Annotated in this window: 3 protein-coding genes and 1 pseudogene; all 4 read left to right on the top strand. The window is 68.7% G+C overall.

Translation table 11 applies throughout. From position 1 onward, the window contains the following. Nucleotides 1-716 precede the first annotated feature (716 nt). Nucleotides 717-1259 carry a hypothetical protein gene (locus tag DMC18_RS24565; protein ID WP_110133398.1) on the top strand — a complete coding sequence of 181 codons (543 nt, stop codon included), beginning with the start codon at nt 717-719 and terminating at the stop codon, nt 1257-1259. A gap of 115 nt (nt 1260-1374) precedes the next feature. Further along, entirely contained in the window at nt 1375-2649 is a 1275-nt protein-coding gene (locus DMC18_RS24560) for an outer membrane beta-barrel protein (protein WP_110121937.1), read from the top strand. Between the two features lie 169 nt (nt 2650-2818). Next, nucleotides 2819-5041 (top strand): polysaccharide biosynthesis tyrosine autokinase, encoded by a 2223-nt coding sequence (locus tag DMC18_RS24555; RefSeq protein WP_110121936.1) that lies wholly within the window; start codon nt 2819-2821, stop codon nt 5039-5041. A 46-nt stretch (nt 5042-5087) separates the two neighbouring features. Then, nucleotides 5088-5644 (top strand): annotated as a pseudogene (locus tag DMC18_RS24550) (O-antigen ligase family protein); the annotation flags it as partial.

The following is a 5644-nucleotide window of genomic DNA, read 5'->3' as shown; positions in this document are numbered from 1 at the left end:
GCAAAACACGCCCCAGACACCAGGCCCACATAGCCCGTGCCAATCATCGCTACGCGCATCGAAACCTCTTCGTTCGGATCGGGCCGGACGCTCGCCGCCCCGAGACGAGGAGGATGGCGCGGGCGAGGTCAGGCGTGGCCTCCATGCGCCGCGCGAGCGTGCGGCGCAATACGGCAAAGCGCCTTTCCGCACCGGGGGACCGGACAAGCGATCAAGGCTGTACTATAAGGATTTATCTCCCTGAGGTTGCATCGTGCTCATCGCCATCACCGTCATCGTCTTTCTCGTCGCACTACTCATCTGGCCCAGCATCGAGCGGCCGGTGGTGCGAGGACTGCGCCGCATGACGCGTCGGCGACGTTGAGTGCTCTGTGTGCGAACGAGCCGATATTGAACAGACGACAATTGGCTCTGCTCATTGATCATAAACTCGACTCTATGGCCGAGCTTGATGCTCTCCAGGCGAGTCGATGAGTTGTCGCGGGAAATATTCGCCTTTCAGGATATAGAACCGATGGTTCCCGGGCTTCATGCCTGCGTCACAGGCATGGCCTAAGAATTGATCCCACCAGAAGCAGGTCGCTCAGGGATTGTTGCGCATCTGTGCAAAAACCGTCTCTGTCGCGACCGAATTAACCGAACGCCGGGATTTAGGGCTGGCAATAGCCCTTGGTTGCGGCCTATAGGAAAACGCGCATTACTAATGGGGGTAAACCATGTCATCGCGTTTCGCCAAGGCCGCCGCGCTTGGCCTGGTCATTACCGTAGCGCCGCTCGCTTCGATCGCGGCTTCGCTGCAGGCTCCGGCCGCCGCCACCGAGACGGCCGCGCCGACCGCTGAAGATCTGCAGTCCGTGATCGCCGACGCGGCCACCGCCGCCGCCGCCGATCCGGGCTACGCCGCCCTCGACGCCGCCGGCAAGCAAGCCGCCGTCAAGGCCGCGATCGCCGCCGCCCTCGCCAAGACCGGCGCCTCGCCGGCCGTGATCGTCGCCGCCCTGACCCAGGCCGCCGCCAGCGGCCTGATCACCGGGACGATGGCCGTCGACGTGGCCTCGGCCGTCTCGCCGGAGCTCGGCGCACAGGTGGCCTCGGCCACCGGCGCGACCGGCACGGTCACCGCGGCGACCGACGGCGGCGACTCCGTCACCGTGCTGTCGAGCCTCGACGGCGCGGCCGGCGGTGGCGGCGACGCTGGTACGCCCGGCGCTCAGTACGATCCGTGCGCCGGCGTCATCGCCGACTATTGCGGCACCTGATCGCCGTCTAGAACTTCGGCGCTCTTCGCGCCCTCGGGTTTCGTCGGCGAGCCCTTTTTGTTTGTGTCGGGTTTCCGAAAAGACGGCCTGATGGTCGTCGAAGTGGGGATGGATAATGAGAATTCTGGCTTCAGCCGCGGTCGCGGCCGTGCTCGTCGCGGCTGCGCCGCAGATGGCGGCTGCGCAAGACGCCGCCACCAGCTTCAAGCGTGACAAGCACGTCAGCGTGCGCCAGCGTCCGCGCCCGGACTACGAGGCTGCGGGCGTTCGCCTGGGCGCCTTCAAGGCGTATCCCCGGCTGACGATCGAAGCCGAGCGGGACGACAACATCTACGCCGTCGCCGCCAGCGAGACGAGCGACACCATCTGGCGCGTGAAGCCGGAACTGGCGCTGCGGTCTGACTGGTCGCGCCACGCCGTGGGCGCCTTCGCCTCGGCCTCGGTGAACCGCTATTCGAACCACGACACCGAAAACAACGAGGAATACACCCTCGGCGTGAACGGCCGTCTGGACGTGGTGCGCGGCACGAACATCTCCGGCTCGCTGCAGTACCAACAGCTGATCGAGCCGCGCTCGGCGCCGGAATCGCTGGCGACCGCCCTGGCCCCGATCGAGTACTCGCTGCTCACGGCCAACCTGAAGGGCGTCAAGGAATTCAACCGCCTGCGCATCACGGGCGACCTGACCAGCAAGGCCTACGACTACAAGGACGGCCGCCTGGCGGCGACCGGCGGCGGCACGACCGTGCTGGACCAGGACTTCCGCGATCGCGACCAGGTCCGCTACGGCCTCAAGGCCGACTACGCGATCAGCCCCGACACCGCCTTCTACGTCGCGCTGGCCGGCGACTCCCGCCGCTATGACATCACCAAGACCCGCGACTCCGACGGCTACAACCTGACCGCCGGTGTCGACTTCGAACTGGCCCAGGCGATCCGCGGCCAGGTCGACGCCGGCTACATGAAGCAGACCTACGACAACTTCGCCGGCGGCAGCCGCGACGTCAGCGGCTTCAGCACCAAGAGCAAGGTCGAGTGGTTCCCGACCGAGCTGACCACGGTCACCTTCAACGCCTCGCGCGCCATCGAGGAAGCCGTGGTCTCGGCCTCGCAGGGCTACGTGTCGACCAACAGCTCGGTCGCCGTCGACCACGAGCTGCTGCGCAACGTGCTGCTGTCGGGCCAAGCCAGCTTCGGCAAGGACGACTACGACGGCATCGATCGCGCCGACAAGCGCACCGGCGGCAAGCTGTCGGCCGCCTATCTGATGAACCGCCGCGTCGGGGTCTTCCTGACCTACACCTACGCCAAGACCAAGTCCGACGGCGTCGACAAGTCCAAGAGCTTCACCGACAACAAGCTGGCCGCCTCGGTCGCCTTGCAGTTCTAAAGGCCTGGCGGCCGAGCTTTCATCGGTCGCCGCGCCATCGATTGTTCGAAATTGGAGCCGGTTAATCCCTTACCGATGTTTCCGTCGGTAAGGGTCGAGCTCCAGGCCTGAAATAGGTCACGGTCCTTCGCTAGCCGGGGGACTGTTCGACCAGTGAAGAGTGCGCATCATGGACGGCTCGACCTTCGAGACCCAAACCGCTCCGGCGTCCGACGCCGGAGCGCCTGCGTTCGACCTCAACGTCATCATCGCCGTGTTCCGGCGGCGGCTGCGGCTGTTCGCGGCCGTGGCGCTGGCGGTGTTCGTAGCGGTCGTGCTCTACACGCTGCAGCAGACGCCCACCTACTCGACCGCCGCCCAGGTGATGCTGGACGTGCGCCAGGAGCAGGTCGCGCCCGACATGAACGCGGTGCTTTCCGGCCTGCCGGCCGACAGCGCCGTGGTCGACACCGAGGTCGAGGTCCTGCGTTCGCGCTCGCTGGCCGGCCGCGTGGTCCAGAAGCTGAAGCTCGAGGAAGACCCGTACTTCAACCCGAGCCTGGCCGGCGCCAAGGGCGTCCGCGCCTGGCTGCCGTTCCTGAAGAAGGCCGTCACTCCGGCCGACAAGCTGAGCGACATCGAGATCCAGCGCCGCCGCGAGCGCATCGTCGATCGCGTGCTGTCGGGCCTCAACGTCCGCCGTGCGGGCGTCACCTACCTGATCACGGTCCAGTACACCCATCCCGATCCGGCCCAGGCCGCCAAGCTGGCCAACGCCTTCGCCGACCTCTACCTGACCGAGCAGCTGGAGGCGAAGTTCGACGCCACCAAGCAGGCCAACGAGTGGCTGAACACCCGCGTGGCCGACCTGCGCGGCGAGCTGCAGCAGGCCGAGGCCGACGTCCAGCAGTACAAGATCGCCAACAACCTGATGAGCGCCCAGGGCGCGACCCTGACCGAGCAGGAGATCTCGGGCCTGAACCAGCAGCTGGCCGGCGCCCGCGCCGAGCAGGCCGAGACCGACGCCCGCCTCAGCATCGCCCGCAGCCAGCTGGCCCGCGGCAGCACCGGCGAGGACGTCGGGGAGTCGCTGAACTCGCCGGTCGTGCAGCAGCTGCGCAAGCAGCGCGCCGAGAAGAGCGCCGCCGTGGCCGACCTGTCGGGCCGCTATGGCGACCGCCACCCCGACCTGCTGAAGGCCCGCCGCGAACTGGCCGACATCGACGGGCAGATCCAGGCCGAGATCAAGCGCATCATCTCCAACCTCGAGGCCCAGGCCCAGGTCGCCCGCCAGCGCACCGGCTCGATGGCCGGCAGCGTCGGCGCCGCCCGCGGGGCCCTGGCCGGCAACAATCGCGCCAGCATTCGTCTGGGCGAGCTGGAGCGGAAGGCCGACTCCGTCCGCACGCTGTATGAATCGCTGCTGGGCCGCTTCAAGCAGACCACGGCGCAGCAGGGCATCGAGCAGGCCGACGCCCGCGTGGTGTCGCGCGCCACGATCCCCACCCGTCCCAGCGCGCCCAAGCCGTCGCTGAACCTGATGATCGGCCTGGTCGTCGCCCTGGGCGCCGGCGTCGCCGCCGTGGTCCTGGCCGAGATCCTGATGGCCGGCCTGTTCACCGAGGACGAGGTCGAGCGCCGCCTGGGCGTCTCCTACCTGGGCTCGGTGCCGCTGCTCAGCTCCACCCTGGACGACACCCGCGCCCTGCGTGGCCTGACGCCGCCGGACTACCTGCTCAACAAGCCGCTCTCCAGCTTCGCCGAAAGCCTGCGCAAGCTGCGCGCGGCGATCCTGTTCTCCAAGGTCGGCGAGGCGGTGAAGGTGATCGCGGTCACCTCGTCGCTGCCGGGCGAGGGCAAGACCACCACCACCTTCTCGCTGGGCCGCACCCTGGCCGCTTCGGGCGCCAATGTCGTCGTCGTCGACTGCGACCTGCGCCAGGGCGCGATCAACCGCTTCCTGCCCACGGCCCCGACCGTGGGCCTGATCGAGGTGCTGAACGGCGCGGCGACCCTGGACGAGGCGCTGGTCAACGACGAGAGCGGCGCCAAGGTGCTGCCGCTGATGAAGTCGGCCTACACCCCGCGCGACGTCTTCGGCTCGGCCGCCTTCCTGCGCCTGCTGGCCGAGCTGCGCCAGCGCTTCGACGTGGTGCTGCTCGACACCGCCCCGCTGCTGGCCATCGCCGACACCCGCATCCTGGCGCCGCACGCCGACGCCGTGGTCATGCTGGCCCGCTGGAAGCGCACCCCGGTCAAGGCCATCACCTCGGCCCTGTCGCTGCTGCAAGGCCGCGGCGTGTTCCTGGCCGGCGTGGCCCTGACCCAGATGGATCTGAAGGCGCAGTCCCGCTACGGCTACGGCGACGCCGGCTACTATTACAAGAGCTACCGAAAGTACTATGCCGACTGACGCGGGGCGGACCCGGCGGCTCGCGGGGTCCGAAACCGCCGCCTGTTTGGTCCTGACGGGCCTGGTGTTCGCCGCCGTCCTGGCCTTCGGGGCCAGCGAACTGGCGGTGGCGGCCGGCTTCTCGGCGCTCTACGCCCTGTTCCTCGTCGGCCTGCTGGCCAGCTGCGGCTGGGCGCGCCGCGACCTGGCCCGCCTCGGCGGATGGCTGGTCCCGGGCGTGCTGGCCGCCCTGCTGCTGGCCGCCGTCCTCTGGCCGCTGACGCCCTGGACGCCCGACGGCGCCCACCCGGTCTGGTCCTACGTTCCGCAGGCCTTCGCCGCCACGACGCTGGACCGCTCGGCGGTGCTGCTGAACGTCGTCAACCTGCTGGGTCTCTTCTGTCTCTACGTTTCGGCCCGGGTGATCGGAGCGTCGCAGACGCGCGGCCGGCGCCTGCTGTTCTGCCTGCTCGGCGCCATGGCGATCTACGCCGCCGGCGCCCTGGCGCAGTACGTCTCGGTGCGGGGCGCGGGCCGGATGCGCGCCACCCTGCTGGGTCCCAACAGCGCCGCCACCGTCTTCGCCGCCGCCCTGGTCATGGCCGTGGCGGCCCTGGCCGCGCG

The sequence above is a fragment of the Caulobacter sp. D5 genome (assembly GCF_003185805.1).
In the GTDB taxonomy this organism is placed as follows: Bacteria; Pseudomonadota; Alphaproteobacteria; order Caulobacterales; family Caulobacteraceae; genus Caulobacter.
This window is presented reverse-complemented; position numbering and strand designations above follow the sequence as displayed.

Excerpts from the sequence above, each read along its gene's own strand:
- DMC18_RS24555 (WP_110121936.1), top strand. The coding sequence starts at position 2,819 with ATGGACGGCTCGACCTTCGAGACCCAAACCGCTCCGGCGTCCGACGCC.
- DMC18_RS24565 (WP_110133398.1), top strand. The coding sequence starts at position 717 with ATGTCATCGCGTTTCGCCAAGGCCGCCGCGCTTGGCCTGGTCATTACC.
- DMC18_RS24560 (WP_110121937.1), top strand. The coding sequence starts at position 1,375 with ATGAGAATTCTGGCTTCAGCCGCGGTCGCGGCCGTGCTCGTCGCGGCT.